The sequence below is a fragment of the Brevundimonas sp. Root1423 genome (genome assembly GCF_001426805.1).
Genome location: NZ_LMFL01000045.1, coordinates 529,391 through 547,783 on the forward strand (window position 1 = coordinate 529,391; position 18,393 = coordinate 547,783).

10 protein-coding genes, 1 tRNA gene and 3 pseudogenes are annotated in these 18,393 nt (G+C 68.1%); 6 read left to right on the plus strand and 8 right to left on the minus strand.

Going from position 1 to position 18,393, the window contains the following annotated elements:
• Positions 1–37: 37 nt before the first annotated feature.
• On the minus strand, positions 38–1,642 hold the full coding sequence (locus tag ASD25_RS24105) for an amidase (protein WP_082572602.1): 1,605 nt from the start codon (positions 1,640–1,642) through the stop codon (positions 38–40).
• Positions 1,576–3,834 (minus strand): S9 family peptidase, encoded by a 2,259-nt coding sequence (locus tag ASD25_RS24110; protein ID WP_056621221.1) that lies wholly within the window; start codon positions 3,832–3,834, stop codon positions 1,576–1,578. The genes ASD25_RS24105 and ASD25_RS24110 overlap by 67 nt, the downstream gene beginning before the upstream one ends.
• Before the next feature lie 106 nt (positions 3,835–3,940).
• On the opposite strand from ASD25_RS24110, the gene ASD25_RS24115 reads away from it, so the two are divergent.
• Both ASD25_RS24115 and ASD25_RS24120 read left to right on the plus strand, forming a co-directional pair.
• On the plus strand, positions 3,941–4,756 hold the full coding sequence (locus tag ASD25_RS24115) for a ferredoxin--NADP reductase (RefSeq protein ID WP_056621222.1): 816 nt from the start codon (positions 3,941–3,943) through the stop codon (positions 4,754–4,756).
• A complete protein-coding gene (locus tag ASD25_RS24120) occupies positions 4,728–5,072 on the plus strand; it encodes a chorismate mutase (protein WP_056621224.1) in 345 nt (114 codons plus the stop codon). The genes ASD25_RS24115 and ASD25_RS24120 overlap by 29 nt, the downstream gene beginning before the upstream one ends.
• On the opposite strand, the gene ASD25_RS24125 is transcribed toward ASD25_RS24120, so the two are convergent.
• Both ASD25_RS24125 and ASD25_RS24130 read right to left on the minus strand, forming a co-directional pair.
• Positions 5,069–5,422 (minus strand): Hpt domain-containing protein, encoded by a 354-nt coding sequence (locus ASD25_RS24125; protein ID WP_056621225.1) that lies wholly within the window; start codon positions 5,420–5,422, stop codon positions 5,069–5,071. The two genes, ASD25_RS24120 and ASD25_RS24125, sit on opposite strands and share 4 nt — an antisense overlap.
• Positions 5,422–6,873 (minus strand): amino acid permease, encoded by a 1,452-nt coding sequence (locus ASD25_RS24130; protein ID WP_056621227.1) that lies wholly within the window; start codon positions 6,871–6,873, stop codon positions 5,422–5,424. The genes ASD25_RS24125 and ASD25_RS24130 overlap by 1 nt, the downstream gene beginning before the upstream one ends.
• Positions 6,874–7,022: 149 nt before the next feature.
• Between ASD25_RS24130 and ASD25_RS24135 the strand changes: the two genes are divergently transcribed.
• From ASD25_RS24135 to ASD25_RS24150, 4 genes are all read left to right on the plus strand, one after another.
• Entirely contained in the window at positions 7,023–8,651 is a 1,629-nt protein-coding gene (locus ASD25_RS24135; RefSeq protein WP_056621229.1) for a pectate lyase, read from the plus strand.
• 150 nt (positions 8,652–8,801) lie between these two features.
• Positions 8,802–8,877, plus strand: a tRNA-Lys gene (locus ASD25_RS24140).
• Between the two features lie 218 nt (positions 8,878–9,095).
• Positions 9,096–10,874 (plus strand): type I secretion system permease/ATPase, encoded by a 1,779-nt coding sequence (locus ASD25_RS24145; protein ID WP_235562862.1) that lies wholly within the window; start codon positions 9,096–9,098, stop codon positions 10,872–10,874.
• Complete coding sequence (locus ASD25_RS24150) at positions 10,871–12,238, plus strand: HlyD family type I secretion periplasmic adaptor subunit (protein ID WP_056621234.1); 1,368 nt, start codon at positions 10,871–10,873, stop codon at positions 12,236–12,238. Before ASD25_RS24145 ends, ASD25_RS24150 begins: the two co-directional genes overlap by 4 nt.
• Positions 12,239–12,338: 100 nt before the next feature.
• On the opposite strand, the gene ASD25_RS33390 is transcribed toward ASD25_RS24150, so the two are convergent.
• The 4 genes and pseudogenes from ASD25_RS33390 to ASD25_RS33405 form a co-directional block, all read right to left on the minus strand.
• Entirely contained in the window at positions 12,339–12,896 is a 558-nt protein-coding gene (locus tag ASD25_RS33390; RefSeq protein WP_369816684.1) for a calcium-binding protein, read from the minus strand.
• Between the two features lie 14 nt (positions 12,897–12,910).
• A pseudogene (locus tag ASD25_RS33395) lies at positions 12,911–13,125 on the minus strand (calcium-binding protein); the annotation flags it as partial.
• Positions 13,126–13,147: 22 nt separating this feature from the next.
• Positions 13,148–14,002: pseudogene (locus ASD25_RS33400) on the minus strand (cadherin domain-containing protein); the annotation flags it as partial.
• 1 nt (position 14,003) lies between these two features.
• Positions 14,004–18,222: pseudogene (locus ASD25_RS33405) on the minus strand (cadherin domain-containing protein); the annotation flags it as partial.
• Positions 18,223–18,393 lie beyond the last annotated feature (171 nt).

The window sequence follows — 18,393 nt, forward strand, 5'->3', positions numbered from 1 at the left end:
CCCGCTCCAAACCATCCGCTAGGTCAAAGGTTGCCGCCTACCGAGCCGCCAGCGCGGGCGGCCGCCGCTCATGCGTCCGCTGCTCATAGGCGTAGCCCAGCGACAGGATGCGGGCGTCGTCCCACTTGCCGCCGATGAAGCTGATCCCCACCGGCATGCCGCGGTCGAACCCCATCGGCACGGTGAGGTGCGGATAGCCCGCCACGGCCGCCAGCCGGCTGGCCGAGCCCTGCGCATTGTCGTCATCCTCACGGTCATTGGTCCAGGCCCGCGAGGTTGTCGGCGCGATCAGGGCGACGACGCTGTTGTCCGCCATCATCCTGTCGATGCCCTCGGGCCCGGCGGCGCGCAGGGAGTTTGCGCGCGCCTCGACATACACCGGATCCTCCAGCCCCGTCGTCGCCTCGGCGCGCAGGAAGAGCTCCTGCCCGAACAGCGCCGTCTCGCGCGGCTCGGCCTCGTTGAAGGCGATCAGGTCGGCCAGCGTCCGCGTCGGCACCTGCGCCGGATTCGTCGAGGCCAGATAGGCGTTCAGGTCGTGCTTCAGCTCGCTCATCAGCACCTGGATTTCCCAGCCGCCAAGGGCGCGGAAGTCCTTTGGCGCCTCGGTGATCTCGACCAGTTCGGCCCCGGCGTCCCGCAGGGCCTGCAGCGCCCGCTCGAACTCGGCCTGCGCTTCCGCGGAATAGTTTGAGACGATGAACCGCATCACGCCCAGCCGCGTCCCGCGCAGGCTGTTCGCGTCCAGCGCGGCGCGATAGTCGACCCTGCGGGCATCGGCCTCGACCGTGGCGGGGTCCAGCGGGTCGGAGCCGGCGATGACTGACAGCACGATGGCCGCATCCTCGACCGTCGTCGTGATCGGGCCCGCGGTGTCCTGCGAGTGGCTGATCGGCACGATATGGGTGCGCGACACCAGACCGACGGTGGGCTTGAACCCGACCACGCCGTTGACCGAGGCCGGGCAGGTGATCGAGCCGTCCGTTTCGGTGCCGATCGCCGCCGGCGTCAGGCCGATGGCCACCGCCACCGCGCTGCCCGACGACGAGCCGCACGGCGTGCGCTCGAGGTCATAGGGATTACGGGTCTGGCCGCCGACGGCGCTCCAGCCGCTGATTGAATTGCTCGACCGGATGTTGGCCCACTCGGACAGGTTGGCCTTGCCGAGAATGAAGGCGCCGGCGTCGCGCAGGCGCGTGACCAGCGGCGCATCCCGACCGGGCGCGTTGGCGATCATCGCCAGCGATCCGGCCGTCGTCGGCATGTCGCGGGTCTCGATATTGTCCTTCAGCAGGATCGGCAGGCCGTTCAGACGGCCGGACGGGACGCGGATCTCTTCCTCCAGAGCGACGGGCGTCAGGGCGATGACGGACGCCAGCGGCTGCGCGGCCGCGTTCTGCTCGCTCATCGCCAGCTGGATGGAGCCCTCGATCGCCCGGCGCGCGGGGTAGGTCCCGTCCACGACCGCCCCGGCCGTCGGCGGCTGGTAGATCCGCCCGCCGTCGTCCCCCGGTGTCGTCCAGCTGCCGTCGCCGTTCGGCGTGGCGCAGGCGGCGAGCGAGAGCGCCGCCGCGATCAGTCCCGCGCGGCGGGCGCCCTTGTACCGATCGTCCGGTCGAGGAAGTCCAGATAGGTGCGCCATTGCTGCAGCTGCCTTTCATTGCCCCGCACGCCGTGGCGCTGGCCGGGGAAGAGCATCAGTTCGAACGGGACGGACGAGGCCTGCAGCGCGTCGATGACGCGGGTCGAGTTCTCGAGGATGACGTTGTCGTCGGCCATGCCGTGCATCAGCAGCAGCCGCCCGGTCAGGTTCGGCAGGCGCGGGATGGCGTCCGAGGCCGCATAGCCGTCGGCGTTAGCCTGCGGCGTCGACATGTACCGCTCGGTGTAGTGGGTGTCGTACAGGCTCCACTCGGTCGGCGGCGCGCCGGCGATCGCCGAGGCCAGACCCATGTCCGGCTCGGTCAGCGCCATCAGGCTCATGAAGCCGCCGTACGACCAGCCCATCATGGCGATGCGGCTGTCGTCGACGTACGGCAGCGACCGCAGATAGTTCGCCGCCAGCACCTGATCCTCGATCTCGGGCTGGCCCATCCGCAGATGAAGCGCCTGTTTGAACGCCGCCGACCGGTCGCCCTCGCCGCGGTTGTCCAGCCGGAAGACGATATAGCCCGCCTCGGTCAGCAGCTGGTTCGTGGCTCCTTGCCAGCCGCGTTTGACGCCGCCGCCCGACGGGCCGCCATAGACCTGCATCACCACCGGATAGGTCTTCGACGGATCGAAGCCGGGCGGCGTGGTCATCTGCCAGACGAGGGTCTCGCCATGGCTCGGCAGGGTTCCGAAGGTCACATTCCCGCGGCGCGAGATGTACGGATACATCGGATGACTGGCGTCCAGCCGGTTCTCCTCGATCCACCGCACGAAGGTCCCGTCGGCGCGATACAGGCCCGACTGCGTCGGCGTGCCCAGGTCCGTGTAGTTGCCCACGTAGGCCGTGCCGGTCCTGTTGAGCGAGGCGCTCCACCAGCCGCCCCCCGGGGTCACCGCCACCGGGGCCACGGTCCGGCGCAGCGAGGCGCGGAACATCTGCTGCTCGATCGGCAGCTCTTTCCCGTCGCGCATCGAGGCGGTGAAGAAGACGTCGCCCGTCGTCTGGTTGACGCCGTTCAGCGATTTGACCGGATAGTCCCCGCGCGTGATCGCCCGCAGGCGACGGCCCTCGCGGTTGTAGAGATACAGGTGCTTCCAGCCGGTCTCCTCGGACGACCAGATGAAGTTGCCGTCGTCCAGCGCCTTGAAGTCGTTGTTCAGCGCGACCCAGGCGTTCGAGCGCTGGGTCGAGATCACGCGAGAGGCGCCGGTCGCCGGATCGACGCTCAGCAGGTCCAGCGTCTTCTGGTCCCGGCTTTCGCGCTGGACGTACAGGGTGCGGCCGTCGGCCGACCAGTTCACGCGCGCCAGATAGATGTCGGTGTTGTCGCCCAGATCGACCTTGACCCGGCCGCCGCCGACGATGTCGCGCACATACAGTTCGACCACGGCGTTCGGCCGGCCCGAACGCGGATAGCGCTGCTCGACCACGCTCGCCCCGCCGCCGGTGATGTCCAGCCGCGGCACGATGTCGACGGTGCTTTCGTCGGTGCGCTGCAGGGCGATGTAGCGTTCGTCGGGGCTCCACCAGTAGCCGGTGTCGCGGTCCATCTCCTCCTGGGCGATGAACTCGGCGGTGGCCCAGGTGATCAGGCCCTCGCCGTCGTCGGTGATCGGCGTCTCGGCGCCGCTGGCCAGATCGACCACGACGAGATCCTGATCGCGCACGAAGGAGACATAGCTGCCCTTGGGCGAGACCTTGGCGTCGATCTCGTCGGCCTCGGTCTCGGTCAGGCGGCGCACCGTCCCGCCCTCCCGGCTGGCCAGGAAGATGTCGCCCTCCAGCGGGGCCAGGATATAGCGGCCCTGTTCGTCCCACGAATATTCGACCACGCCGCGGGCGCTGATCCGCATCCGCTCGCGCCGCGCCTTCTCGGCCTCGGACAGTTCTCCGGCGTCGGGAACCAGCGCCCGGGCATCGATCAGCTTGAACGGCTCGCCGGCGCCGATCGGCGCGGCCCACAGGTCCTGAACGTCCACGTCGTCCTCGCGCGACCGCAGGAAGGCGACCAGCTCGCCGTCCGGCGACAGGCTGACCGACTTGGCCACGGGCCCCGACAGGGACGGATTGGCGAACACCCGCTCGGGCGTCAGGATCGCCGGGTCCGGCGTTTGCGCCATCGCGGCGGTGAACGGCGACAACGCCGCAAGGAACAGGGTGGAGGCGAGAAGTTTGTTGCGCATGGCCGGGACGCTAGAGGGAGAAATCGTCGCCGTCATCCCCCCGGGATCGCATCGGAACATCCGCGCGGCTTCCCCCTCGCCGCCGCACCGCCTAATAAGCACCCGAATGACCGACGCCGCCCTCTCCTCCCCGCCCGCCAAGCCGTCCGCCTTCCATGAACTGGAAGTGCTGTGGGTGCGCCACTGGACCGACCAGCTGTTCAGCTTCGCCATCGCCCGCCCCGCCGACTTCCGCTTCCGCTCCGGCGAGTTCGTGATGATCGGTCTTCCCGGCGAGGACGGCGGAAAGCCGATCCTGCGCGCCTATTCCATCGCCAGCCCGCACTGGGACGAGCAGCTGGAGTTCCTGTCGATCAAGGTCCCCGACGGCCCCCTGACCTCGCGCCTGCAGAAGATCCAGCCCGGCGACACGGTGCTGATGGGCAAGAAGCCGACCGGCACCCTGGTGCTGGACGCCCTGACCGGCGGCGAGCGGCTGTGGCTGATCGGGACCGGCACTGGACTGGCGCCGTGGATCAGCGTCGCGCGCGATCCCGACACCTACGCTCGCTTCGGCCAGGTCGTGGTCTGCCACACGGTGCGCAACGTCGCCGACCTGACCTACCGCGACTTCTTCACCTCGGGCATCCACGATGACCCGCTGATCGGCGACGAGGCGAAGGCCCAGCTGGTCTACTACCCCACCGTCACCCGCGAGGCCTTCGAGACCCCGGGCCGGATCACCGACCGCATCAAGTCCGGCGCCCTGTTCGCCGACCTGGGCTTGCCCGCGGGCTTCTCGCCCGAGCGGGACCGGGTGATGCTGTGCGGCTCCATGGCCATGATCAAGGAAACGGGCGAACTGCTCGAAACCTTCGGCATGAAGGAGGGCTCGAACGCCGAGCCGGGCGACTATGTGCTGGAGCGCGCCTTTGTCGGATAGCGTCACGATCGACCCGCGCACCGCGCCGGAAGCCTGCAAGTCCATGGCCGAGGTCCGTCAGGGCGTCGACGCCCTCGACCGCGCGCTGGTGACCCTGCTTGCCGAGCGCCAGCGCTATATGGACGCTGCCGCCCGCATCAAGCCGGACCGCAGCGTCGTGCACGACGACGCCCGCATCGAGGATGTGGTGCAGAAGGTGCTGGCCGCGTCGGGTCCCGCCGGCCTGTCGCCCGCCATCGCCGAGCCTGTCTGGCGCACCCTGATCGACCGCTGCATCGCCCACGAGTTCGAGACCTTCGACCGCACACGCGGCTAGGCCCTGAGCGACCTCAGCATCAGTTCGTGGCGGTAGGCCGCCACGTCGGCGAGGGCCATTTCCAGCGCATCATGCACGCGCTCCAGCAATGGAGAAGCCGAAGCCTTTTCGGCCGTCTCCGCCTTCTCACAGGCTGAAGCCAATGCGCCCGCTCCGATCCCGGCCGCGGCGCCGCGCAGCGTGTGCACGGCGTCGCGCCAGCCCTCGTTCCGCGCATCCAGCATCGGCGACCACAGGGCCGCCTGCTGGGCGAACAGGCCGAGGACCTCCTCGCTGATCCCGTCGTCGCCGCCGGTCGTCGCCTCGAGGACGGCGAAATCGACGGCGCCGGAGAGATCGCGAAGCGCCATCAGCCTTCCTGCTCCTCGCCCTTGGCCAGACGCGAGTTGCGCGAAGACCAGACGAAGTAGATGACCAGGCCGATCACGTTCCAGATCAGGAACCACATCTGGGTCGAAGGCCGCAGGCTGAAGAAGAAGACGACGCAGCCGACGATGGTGATCGCTCCGACCAGCCACCACAGCGGGGCCCGGAACAGTCGCGGCCGGTTGGGATCGCGGACGCGCAGCACGATCAGGCAGACGCCGACCGCCGCGAAGGCCGCCAGCGTCCCGGCGTTGGCCAGCGAGGCCAGCTCGTCCAGCCGCATGACCCCGGCCAGCGCCGCCACCACGATGGCGGTGAAGATGGTCACCACCGCCGGCACGCCGCGGACCGACACCTTGGCCAGACGGCGCGGCAGCAGGCCGTCGCGCGCCATGCCGAGGAAGATCCGGCTCTGGCCGAACAGGAAGGCCAGAAGCACCGTCGGCAAGGCGACCACCGCCGAAACCGCGATCCACTGGGCCGCCGTCCCCTGCCCCATCTCGCGCAGGATCAGGGCCAGGGGCTCGGGGCTCTCGGCGAAGCTGGCCACCGGCCGGGCGCCGATCGCGGCGGCCGCGACGACCAGATACAGTGCCGTGCAGATGACCATCGAGCCGACGATCCCGATGGCCAGATCGCGTTCGGGCCGCTTGGTTTCCTCGGCCGCGGTCGAGATGGCGTCGAAGCCGTAGAAGGCGAAGAAGATGATCGCCGCCGCCGCCATGACCCCGGTCTGGACCACGGGCTGACCGGTGATCTGCCCCATGAACGGCAAGGCCGGCGAGCCGAAGCCGTTGGGCATGAAGGGCGTGAAGTTGGCGCTGTTGAAGCTCGGCAGGGCGATGGCCACGAAGGCGATCAGGGCGACGACCTTGATGACCACCAGCACCGCGTTCAGCGTCGCGCTCTCACGCGTGCCCAGCAGCAGCAGCCCGGTCACCACGGCGATGATGAAGACCGCCGGCAGGTTGATCAGCCCGCCCTCGACGTGGGGTCCCGCCGCCAGCATGGCCGGCAACTCCACGCCCATCCCGGCAAGGAAGCCGGTGGCGTATCCCGACCAGCCCACGGCCACCGCCGACACGACCAGCGAATATTCCAGGATCAGGCTCCAGCCGACGATCCAGGCGATCAGTTCGCCCAGCACGGCGTAGGAATAGGTGTAGGCGCTGCCCGCCGCCGGCATCATGGTCGACAGCTCGGCATAGGCCAGGGCGGCGCAGGCGCAGACCAGACCCGCCAGGGCGAAGCTGATCATCACCGCCGGCCCGGCCAGCCCGGCGCCCACCCCGATCAGGGTCAGGATGCCGGTGCCGACGATGGCCCCGACGCCCAGCGCCATCAGGTGCGGCCAGCTCAGTGTCTTCTTCAGCGCATGTCCGCTGTGCGGGGCCAGCATGGCGTCGATCGAGCGCCGGCGGTTCCAGAAGGCCATGATATGCGTCTCCCCCACGCCGCTCCCCGGCGGCTGATTTGCGCGGAGCCTAGCTTGCCCGCAGACAAACCGGAATGCCCCGTGACGGGAGTGCTTGCGCGCGGCGGTCTTCGTGCAATGATACCGGTGTCATCACCGCAGGAGTTCCCATGTCGATCCAGTTTTCCCGCCGCGGTCTGATGACGGCGGCGGCTGCCGCCGCCCTCGCCGGACCCGTGTTCGCGCAGACCGCTCCGGCCGGCCGCGCTTCGGTGCTGGACACGATGAGGCGGGCGACGCGGTTCATGGTCGACGAGGCCTCCGTGGGCGGCGGCTACGTCTGGTCGGCCCTGCCCGACTTCTCGCGCCGCTGGGGCGAGCTTGAGGCGTCGCCGACCATGATCTGGGTCCAGCCTCCCGGCACGGGCACTATGGGCCACCTGTTCCTCGACGCGTACCACGCCACCCGCGACGAGGCCTATTACGCGGCCGCCGTCAGCGCCGCCCGCGCCCTTGTGCGGGGCCAGCATCCCTCGGGCGGCTGGAACTACGTCATCGACACGGCGGGCGAGGACAGCCTGCGCCGCTGGTACGACACCTACGGCAAGAACGCCTGGCGGATGGAGGAATTCCAGCACTACTACGGCAACGCCACCTTCGACGACGCGGGCACGTCCGAGGCATCCCAGTTCCTGCTGCGGCTCTATCTCGAGAAGCGCGAGCGCGAATGGCGCGCCCCGCTGAACAAGGCCATCCAGTTCGTCCTCGACAGCCAGTATCCGAACGGCGGCTGGCCCCAGCGCTATCCGCTCAGCCACGACGCCGGACTGCACGGACGGCCCGACTACACCGGCTACATCACCTTCAACGACGACGTCGCCGGCGAGAACATCAAGTTTCTGATCTTCTGCTACCAGACCCTCGGAGAGCGGCGCCTGCTGGACCCGATCCGGCGCGCGATGGACTGTTTCCTCGCCTGTCAGCAGCCCGCGCCGCAGGCCGGCTGGGGCCTCCAGCACAATGTGGAAACGCTCAAGCCCTCGGCCGCCCGCACCTATGAGCCCGAGGCCTACGCCACCCACACCACCGCGGCCAACATCGGCCAGCTGTTCAGCTTCTACCGCCTGACCGGCGACCGGAAATACATCGCCCGCGTGCCCGAAGCCCTGGACTGGCTGGAATCCGTCCGCCTGCCGCAACGGCTCCAGCGTGACGGCCGCACTCACCCGACCTTCATCCAGCCGGGCACGAACAAGCCGCTGTACGTCCACCGCCGCGGCTCGAACGTCGTCAACGGCGCCTACTATGTCGACGGCAACCCCGAGGACACGGTCATCCACTACGGCTCGTTCCGCTCGGTGAACGTCGCAGGCATGCGCACTGAATACGACCGGCTGGCCGCCATGACGCCCGAGGCCGTCAGCGAGGGCTCGCCCCTGCTGGCGCGTCAGGGCTCGGTGGGCCTGCCAAAATACTTCACCCTGCAGGACATCTCGGTCTCGGACATGACCAGCGACGGCAACCGCCCGCCGGCCGAGCCCGTGGTCGTCGCCGGCCTGATCTCCGGCCTGAACGCGCGCGGCTACTGGCCCACGCCGCTGCGGGCGATCAGCAACCCGTACATCGGCGACGGCTCACCCGAGGTCGCTCCGGGCGAGTACCGCATCACCCGCGTCGGCGACGCCAGCGACACCTCGCCGTACATCACGGACTTCCCGGTAATGGGCGTCTCGACCGGCGAGTACATCAAGAACATGGGGGTCCTGATCCAGGCCCTGGAGGGCGCGCCCGCCGCCTGATCGCGGGCTGCGGCAAAGCGGCAGATGACGGCAAATCCCCTTGCGCGCGTGGGACATTGCCTTTATGTCCGCCCCCTCGCCGCGCCCGGTCCCTGATCGGCACGGCGAAAACGGCACGAGCCTTGCGTGGCTGTGCCGGACGAATGGTCCGGGTGATTAGCTCAGTTGGTAGAGCAGCTGACTCTTAATCAGCGGGTCGTAGGTTCGAACCCTACATCACCCACCATCGTCCTTCTCACTCAATAGAAATCAGGCCTTTGGCCGGACACGGCTTCGCGTTTCCACATACCCGGAGCCACCAGTCGGGGTTCAGAGATCTATCGCGTCAGCGCGTCGCCAACTTCTCTATCACTTCTGCAAGTGTTGGCCCCCGGTCTATCCTGTATTAACGCGTAGGGGACGATACTCCTGACCTGTGACTAGCGGACGCGTGGCCCGGCCTTGTTGAAACATCTGCTGCCCACCCGGCCGGGAACCGAACCCCTCGCCGACGCCCTGAGGGCATGTCGCCAGCACTTCGTATGGGCGGCGGTGTTTTCGGCGCTGGTGAACCTGCTGTACCTCACGCCGACCCTGTACATGATGCAGGTCTACGACCGGGTGGTCCCGACGGGCGGTCTGGTGACCTTGGCCCTTGTCACCGCTGTCGCGGTCTTCGCCCTGGCGGCGCTGGCGGCGCTCGACTGGCTGCGGGGGCGGCTGATGCTGCGCGCCGGGTTGAGGCTCGACCGGCTGCTCTCGGGAAAGATCCTGGCCCGGGTCGTCGATCTGCAGGCGAGGGCGCCCAACACCCAGGCCTTGCGCGAATTCGATCACGTCCGCGGCGCCATCGGCGGTCAGGGAATGCTGGCGCTGTTCGACGCGCCCTGGACGCCCATCTACCTGCTGTGCTGCTTCCTGCTGCATCCGGCGATAGGTGTTCTGACCCTGCTCGGCGGCGGGGTGCTGTTCACCCTCGCCTGGCTGAACGAGCGCGACACCCGGCCGAGGCTGCAGAAGGCCATGCAGTCGCAGAATTCGGCCTATGCCGCGCAGGAGGGCGTCGCCGGGCAGTCAGAGGTGGTTCGCGCACTGGGCATGCGCCAGGCCTCGATCGCGCGGCAGATCGAGCAGCGCCGTCTGGCGACCGCCGCCCAGGCGGACGCCCAGCTGGCCGGGGGCCGCTATTCCGGGGCGATCAAATTCCTTCGCCTGGTGCTGCAGTCCGCCGCTCTGGGCCTTGCGGCTTGGCTCGCGGTCAGGAGTGAAATCTCGCCGGGCTCGATCATCGCCTCATCCGTGCTGCTCAGCCGCGCCGTGGCTCCGATCGAACTGCTGGTCGGCGTCTGGCCGGCGCTGGTTCAGGCGGTAAGCAGCTGGAAAACCCTGACCGACCTGTTCGCGGGAACCGCCTCGGTCGAGCGGGACCGGACCCTTCTCCCCGACCCCGCCGGCGCGCTTCAGGTCGAAGGCCTGTCGGTGAAATTCCCCGAGACGGAGCAACCCCAGCTGCGCGGCGTGGCCTTCAGCCTCAAACCCGGCCAGACCCTGGGCGTGGTCGGGCCCAGCGGTTCGGGCAAGACCACGCTGGCGCGCGTCATCGCCGGCGCCCTGCAGCCCCAGGCCGGTACGGTCAGGCTCGACGGCGCGGAATACAGCGCGCGGGAAGGCGACGAACTGGCGCGCTGGATCGGCTATCTGCCGCAGGTTCCCAGCCTGTTCGCCGGTTCGATCAAGGACAACATTTCCCGCTTCGCCACCTCGGCCGGCCTGGATCCGGCAGAGGCGGGCCGGGGCGCGGTCAAGGCCGCCATGGCGGCAGGCGCGCATGAGCTGATCCAGCGTCTGCCGCAGGGTTATGACACGGTGCTGGGCCCCTTCGGTCAGGGCCTATCTGCGGGTCAGGCCCAGCGCGTCGCTCTGGCGCGGGCCCTCTACAATGACCCGGTCCTGCTGGTGCTGGACGAGCCCAACTCCAACCTCGACCAGGAGGGTGAAGCGGCCCTGATGCAGGCCATCCTCGCCGCCGCGGGACGCGGAGCCGCCGTGGTCGTCATCGCGCATCGGGCGGGCGTTCTCGCAAGGGTGGACCGCCTGCTGGTGATGCGGGACGGCGCCATTCAGCTTCATGGACCGCGTGAGGAAGTCCTGGCGAAAATGCGCGCGGCGGCAGGCCGGCCCGACGACCTGTCCGCGCCGGCCATGGAAGCGACGCAGGGCAATACCGCGGGACGAAGCCAATGACAGACGCCGTCACCCCGCCCGCCTCCCCGCCTGAACCCGCGTCACCGACGGCGGATCCGCTGCTGGTGCCCGACACGCCTCGCCGGGAACTGATCGTTGGCGGCATCGTCATCGCCGCCTTCTTCGTCATCTTCCTAGGCTGGGCGGCCCTGGCGCCGCTGGACGCGGGAGCCTATGCCCAGGGGCAGATCTCCGTCTCGGGCAACCGTCAGGCGGTGCAGCACCGCGAGGGCGGCGTGGTCAGCGCCCTGCATGTGGCCGAGGGCGACACCGTGCGGCGCGGCGAAATCCTGCTCCAGCTGGCGTCCGGCGAGCTGCGGGCGACCGAGCGCGGCGTCACCGGCCAGGTTTACGCGCTGATCGCACAGCGGGCGCGCCTGACCGCCGAACGCGACCGGCTGGCCGCCATTCCCACGCCGCCCGAGTTCGCGGACCTGACCGGCGCCGACCTGGGCCTCGCGCGCGAGTCCCTGCGGATCCAGCAACTGCAGTTCGGGGCCCGGCGCAGCGGCCGATCGACCGAAACCGGCGTGCTGGGCCAGCGGGTGGCGCAGCTCAACGAACAGATCGCCGGCTATGAGCGGCAGGTCGCCGCCAACCTCGAACAACAACGGCTGATCCAGGAGGAGCTGGCCGGCATGCGCAGCCTGGCCGATCAGGGTTACGCCCCGCTGACCCGGGTCCGGGCGCTGGAACGCACCGCGGCCCAGCTGGATGGCGAACTCGGCTCGCTGCGATCGCAGATCGCCCGCTCCCGCGAAACCATCGGCGAAACCCGCTTGCAGGTCTCCGGCGTGTCCACCCGGATGAACGAGGACGTCGCCGACCAGCTGCGCCAGATCGACGTCCAGCTGAATGAGCTGCGCCCGCGGATGGCCGAGTTGCGGGCCCAGATCGCCCGCACCGAGGTGCGGGCTCCGGCCTCGGGCGCGATCGTGGGCCTGACCATCTTCACGCCCGGCGGCGTCATTCAGCCGGGCCAGACCCTGATGGAAGTGGTTCCGCGCGAGGCGTCGCAGGTCATCGTCGCCCAGATCAATCCCAACGATGTCGACAACCTGCGTGTCGGGCAGATGACCGAGGTGAAATTCCCCGGCCTGCGCGAACGGAACCCGCCGACGATCCATGGGCGCGTGACGCGGATTTCCGCTGACAGCTTCACCGTCGAGCAGACGGGCGCGACCTATTACCGGGCCGAGATTGTCGTTCCGGCGTCCGAACTCAGGACGTTGGGACGCGCGGCGGCTTCGCTGCGGCCGGGCGCGCCGGTGGAGGTGATCATTCTGCTGCGGAAGCGGACAGCGCTGGCCTATCTGCTCGAGCCCCTGACGAACAATCTCTGGCGGTCAGGCAGCGAACAATAGGCGGAGACATGGCCGCGCCGACGCTGGTCCGGGCCGGCGCCGGCGTTCGCCGCCCGCCGCCGCGGGCGGCGCTTTCCGACTCACAGCGCCTGCACCGGGGTCAGCAGACCATGGGCTCATGGGGTTCGATCAGCAGCCCGTGTGGGGACGACCGCTCCCACACCGGCCGGAGATAGTCCTCCAGACTGGGCCCGACCGGGTATTCGACCCCCAGCATGATGATGACGCCGCCGAGATTGGTGACGAGGACCGTATCGAGCACGCCGTCGCCGTTGTTGTCGCCGATCTCGTGGAACAGCACCTCGACGCCCTGGGTGAAGCTGAGGCTGTCCTTGCCCACCTCGAAGTCCAGGATCTTGTCGATGTCGCTGGCGATGCCGAAGACGAAAGTGTCCGCCCCCGCCCCGCCGGTCAGCAGGTCGTTGCCGCCGCCGCCCAGGATGAAGTCGTCGCCCGCGCCGCCCGACAACTGGTCCTGGCCGAGCCCGCCGTTGAGAGAGTCGTCGCCGGCTCCGCCGTCGAGCAGGTCGTCGCCGTTGGCGCCCGTCAGGGTGTCGATGCCGGCGCCGCCATACAGCTTGTCCGTCCCGTTGCCGCCGTCGAGGCGATCGGCCCCGTCGAGGCCGTACAGGATGTCATTGCCGTTCTCTCCGGTGATGACGTCTTCGCCCNTACAGCTTGTCCGTCCCGTTGCCGCCGTCGAGGCGATCGGCCCCGTCGAGGCCGTACAGGATGTCATTGCCGTTCTCTCCGGTGATGACGTCTTCGCCCGCCGTGCCGGTCAGGGTGTCCTTGCCGTTGCCGCCCTTGATCACGCGGCCGTCGGCGACGCCCCTCACGGTGAAGGTCACCGTCGCCGTGCTGGTCTCGCCGCTGGCGTCGGTCACCGTATAGGTGAAGCTGTCCGTNATCACGCGGCCGTCGGCGACGCCCCTCACGGTGAAGGTCACCGTCGCCGTGCTGGTCTCGCCGCTGGCGTCGGTCACCGTATAGGTGAAGCTGTCCGTAGCGGTCGCGCCGGTGGTCAGCAGATCGAACGCGTCCGCGTCCGCGACGTATTTGAGCGTTCGGGTCGCGGCGTCGAACACGATGCTCCCCTTTGTGCCGGTGGTGTTCACCGAGGCGATGGACAGACCCGCGCCGCCGGCGTCGTTGGCCAGCAGGAGCGACCACAGATTGGCCGAGGTCGCGTCCTCATCGATCTGCAAGGGGCCGTCATTGGTTCCGACCGGTCCCTCCTTGACGTCCTCGACGACGATGGCGGCCTCGCGATCGACCCAGGCCCCGGCCGCGTCCGTGGCGCGGATGACGATCCGCAGGCTCGGCGTGGCCTCATGATCGAGGGCGCGGGTCGTGGTGATGCGGCCCGTCGCCGGATCGATGCGGAACCGGCCTTCGGCGTCGTCCGTCAGCGAGAAGACGAGGGCGTCGTCTTCCGGATCCTCGGCCGAGGCCGTTCCGACCACGGCGCCCGCGGCGGCATTCTCCTTCACCCGGTCGCCGTCCAGGGCGATGGTGGCGGGGGCCTCGTTCACATCGCCGACCGTCACAGTCTGGTGGTGATCGACGAACAGCCCGCCGGCGTCCGTGACCCTGACGACAATGTCGAAGGCGGCTTCGGTCTCGTGATCGAACGGCCGTGTGGTGGTCACCACGCCCGTGTCGGGATCGATGACGAACAGGCCGTCCGCGTCGTCGACCAGGCTGTAGACGAGCGCATCGCCGTCGGGATCGGCGGCCGTGACCGTGCCGACCGCCGTCCCGNCGATGACGAACAGGCCGTCCGCGTCGTCGACCAGGCTGTAGACGAGCGCATCGCCGTCGGGATCGGCGGCCGTGACCGTGCCGACCGCCGTCCCGGCCACGGCGTTCTCGGCGACGACGGCATGGTCCATGGCGATGGAATGCGGCGCCTCGTTCACGTCACCGATCTGGATCACCAGGGTGCGCTCGATGTACAGGCCCCCGGCGTCCGTGGCCCGGACGACGAGGCTGATCGACTCTTCTGCTTCGTGATCGAACCCGGCGTCGGTGGTGACCACGCCCGTGGTCGCGTCGATGGAGAAACGCCCGTCCGCGTCGTCGGCCAGCAGATAGGTCACGGCGTCCCCGTCCGGATCGACGGCCGACACCACGCCGACGACGGTTCCGGCGGGCGCGTTCTCGGACACCGTTCCTCCGTCGATCGAGATGGACGTCGGAGCACCATTTTCCGGCTCCGGCTCGGGCGCTTTCGCGAACTTGAAATGCTCGGCCGTGAGGTCCTCGAGCTTCACGCCCTTGAGCGTGATGTAGCTGCGCCGCATGGCGTCCACGGTGATGCGAACATCGCCGGCGGCGTCGGTGCTCAGCCTGAAGGCCTGGAGATATTCGAAATCGAGTCCCTCCTGCCCCGACATGTCGATGACGTCGCCGCCCTCACCGAGATCGAAGTCCTCCACCACCGTCGTGGCCGTCGTGTAACGGGATGCCACAATGGTGTCCCGGCCGGCCCCGCCGGTAATCCGATCCTGTCCTTCGTCCAGCAGGAATCGGTCGTCGCCGTCGCCGCCGTTCAGGATATCGGTTCCCGAACCGCCTGACAGGATGTCGTTACCCGCGCCGCCATCCAGGGTGTCATTGTCGTCGCCGCCCGACAGCAGATCATCGCCGGCCTCGCCGCGCAGTTCGTCGCGGCCTTCGCCGCCGTTGAGATCGTCGTGACCGCCGCGACCCAGGATCAGATCGTCGCCGCCCAGACCGAGGATGGTGTCGTTGCCTTCGGTTCCAACCAGGGTTTCGGCGTCGTCGGTACCGCGGGTCAGTGACGTCCGGCGGGGATCCGCCACGATGCCGCCGAAGTCATCGAGCGTGATATTGGCCGAGGTCAGGGCGCCGGGCGCCACATTGGCCACCGTGACCACCTCGACGGCTTCGCCGGCCCCTTCATAGCCGTCCGCGTCAAAGAGCAGGACCGTATCGGCTCCCCGCGCCTCGAGGCGCATATGGCCGCTGGCGAAGGGATTGGTGTCCCCGTCCCAGCCGCTCATGTCCTGCCAGAAGTCCTGGATCATGATGACGTCGCCGCCAGCGCCGGTCTTCAGGTCCTGGATGACAGCGCCGTCGTCGTTCAGGTCGATGATGAAGGTGTCGGCGCCGGTTCCGCCGATGAGCTGCGAGTTCACGCCGGCGTGGAGGATGTCGTTTCCGTCTCCGCCGTCGAGGACGTCGCCGCCGACCGCGTCAGCTGCGGCGGTCGAAGGTCCGGACAGTCCGCGAGCGGCGGACACCACCGCGTCCTCCGCCATCAGGACGTCATTGCCGCCTTCACCCTTGAGGAGATCGGCGCCGAGCCCGCCGACGAGCAGATCACTTCCGCGCCCCCCGTACAGGGAGTCGTCGCCCTCCTCGCCGTAGAGCGCGTCATCGCCGCCTTCGCCGTCCTCACCGTCTCCATAGAGCAGGTCGTTGTCGGCGCCGCCCTCCAGATAGTCATGGCCGAGGCCGCCGATGAGATTGTCCTCGCCCGCGCCGCCATACAGGTCGTCGTCATCGTCTTCACCTTCAAGACGATCATTACCCCGGCCGCCGGTCAGGGAGTCGTTGCCGGTTCCGCCAGTCAGAAGGTCGTCGCCGCCCGGAGAGTCGCGCCCGGCGACGTCTCCGTAAATCACGTCATCTCCATCCTCGCCGTGGAGGACGTCATTGCCTGCGACAGCTCCAGAATCGTCGCCTTCCAGGAAGTCGTCGCCTTCTCCCCCGCGCAACCCGTCATTGCCTTCGCCGCCGAACAACTGGTCGGCTCCGCCTCCCCCTCTCAGCAGATCATTGCCTGCCTCGCCCCTCAGGACATCGTCCCCGCCGCCAGACCGTCCGCTGACAGCATCGCCGTAAAGATCGTCATCACCAGCGCCGCCCAGAAGGATGTCGTTTCCGGCGACAGAGGCTTCATACGAAGCATCGCCGATCAGGATATCCTCGCCAAAGCCGCCCTTGAGCGTGTCGTCGCCGTCGCCGCCATCGAGCTCGTCATTTCCCTGGCCGCCGTCCAGCAGGTCGTCGCCGGCCTGGCCACGGAGCTGATCATTTCCGCCGCCGAACCCGCCGCCCTTCACATCGCCATAGATCTCGTCGTTGCCGTCTCCGCCCTGAAGATCGTCGTCGCCTGCCTGACCGTGGTAGTCATCGCCCTCAAGGAGATCATCGCCCTCAGCGCCAAAGAGAAAGTCATTTCCATCGCCGCCAAAGAGGCCGTCATCGCCTTCGCCGCCGTTGAGGACGTCATCGCCGTCTTCGCCATTCAGCGAATCGTCGCCGTCGTCCCCTTCCAGCAAGTCGTTGCCCTCCCTGCCGATCAGGATGTCGTCCTCGGTTCCCCCGTACAGACGGTCGTCGCCTTCCCCACCCGTGAGGTGATCGGTTCCCCAGCTTCCGTGGAGGACGTCATTGCCCTTGCCGCCATCCAGAATGTCCCTTCCCGGCTCCAGCGCGCCTCCTTCAATGCCGTCGCCTTCGAGTTCGTCGTCGCCGTCTCCACCTTCGAGAATGTCGTCTCCTGACCAGCCGATGAGCCTGTCGTCGCCGGTTCCGCCGCGCAGGATGTCGTGACCTTCATCGCCGCGGAGATAGTCCTTACCTGCGCCGCCCGTGATCTCGTCATCGCCGTCCAGACCGAGGACAAGATCGTCGCCATCCAGCGCGCTGATGTGGTCATTCGCCGAGGAACCGACCAGTTCGTCGGCAAGCTCGGTGCCGACCATCCAGAGATCTCCGTCCGGATATTCTCCCTCGGTCCCGCCATGGACGACCCCGAGCGGGTTCCTGATCCGGTAGATGTCGGCCGCGCCGTTCGTGTCGCTTTCGATCATCGCAAGGCTGGTGGTGAACGTGATCCACTCGCCGTTCGCGGAGATGTCGATTCCGGTAAAGCCGCCGCCAGACTGGGCTACGGCGAGCGTAACCACCGTGCCGGTGACCATGTCCCACAGATACAGGTTGACGCCGGGCGTATTGACCTGCCCCTCGACATCGAAATCGGAGGTGTAGACGACGAAGCGCCCGTTGGCCGCCAGAACGATCTCCGGCGTCTTGCTATTGGGCGGACCCCGCCAGTCCGGTTGACGTTCGTCCCTGATCTCGGCCAATCGGCCGCCCGGTCCCGAGCCCCGGAGTTCAAACGGTCTGTCGGAGTTGGTCCAGTTGCCGGATCCTTGCTCGACGACATACTGGCCGTCTCCGCTGGTCCAGCGCATTGGGGCCGCATACGGATTGCCAATGCCGCCGCCGGCAGGCGTGTTGTAGCGATGCTCGACGATCCAGTCAGCGCCCGCATAAGGCTGATACACCGCATCCGTCGAATAGCTGGGAATGCCGTTTGCATCGACGGCCCAGACGGCGACGGCCTGGGTGATGCGCGTGTCGTTGCCCGAGGTGTAAATTTTCGTCTGGCCGGTGGTGGTGTCGAATACGAAGACGTCGCGAGCTACGCGGCCAAAAGCGCTTCCATCGTTTGTGTCGGCGTCATCGCTCTTTATGTCGTTCGCTTCACTGATGTAGGCGATGTAGCGCCCGTCCTCGGAGATCGCGCCAACGACCGATCGGCCTGTCGCCGTCGTGCCGTCATGGCCCATCGAGACGAGACGGGTTTCGCCGGTCTCGCGGTCGTAGACGTAGATGTCCGCCTTGTTGTTGTCGTCGATGCCGTCCCGCTGGATGTTCGTCGCCGTCGTGGAATAGGTGACGAACCGTCCGTCGGCCGAGATCTTCGCGCCAAACGACGTGCCGTTGACGGGCGCGCCATTAAAGGCCTTGTCGATCCGCTTGACCACGCCGGTGTCCGTGTCCAGCAGATAGATGCCCGGCCCCTGGCTCGCATGCCCGCCGACGACATCGGTGCCGTCTGAAGAATAGACGATGTAGCGCCCGGTGGCGGAAACGTCGCTCGACGTCGCGTTGCCTTGCGACTGGCCGCCGCCGTAGCTGTTGCTGACGCGTTCGAATGACATGGGGCGCTCCGGATCTGAACCGGACGGCGCCGTCGTCGGCCGCGCCGCCGGGAGTTGCGTTTAAGGACTGACAAGCCTTGCCCTGTCTTCAGCCCGCCGCAGGCCATTTGCGATGTACAGGAGTCAGTACGCGATAAAAACGGACTCGGTTTGACCCACTCGCGTTCGGGG